This is a genomic window from Petrotoga sp. SL27 (assembly GCF_002924605.1).
Classification (GTDB): Bacteria; Thermotogota; Thermotogae; order Petrotogales; family Petrotogaceae; genus Petrotoga; species Petrotoga sibirica.
The window spans coordinates 1-253 of sequence record NZ_JAIP01000060.1 but is presented as its reverse complement, the minus strand read 5'-3'; the positions used below and the strand labels follow the sequence as shown (position 1 = coordinate 253).

Below are 253 nucleotides of genomic sequence, written 5' to 3'. Positions count from 1 at the left end.
TCTAGCGAAATCGGCTATGACGTAAGCGTCCAAATGATCTGTTTTATCGATATCGACAAAAGTCTTTTTGTAATTGGCGGTAGTTTTTGGATTAAGCTGGTACACAAGAGGTTTAAAAGGCAAAAGGTTCTTATTGGTTGACAGGAAATTGGCTATGTGAGTGCTGTAAAAAGAAGTAGCTTCCAAAGCGATAACGACATATTCAAGGTTGTTAGAAACAAGACAATTGGAGATAGCCTCAGCGATGTATTCA

1 protein-coding gene is annotated in these 253 nt (G+C 38.3%); it reads right to left on the bottom strand.

Annotated features, from left to right (window positions below; genetic code table 11):
- A partial coding sequence (locus tag AD60_RS10780; protein ID WP_370445640.1) for a transposase occupies positions 1–234 on the bottom strand: 234 nt, incomplete at its 3' end.
- Between the last annotated feature and the right edge of the window lie 19 nt (positions 235–253).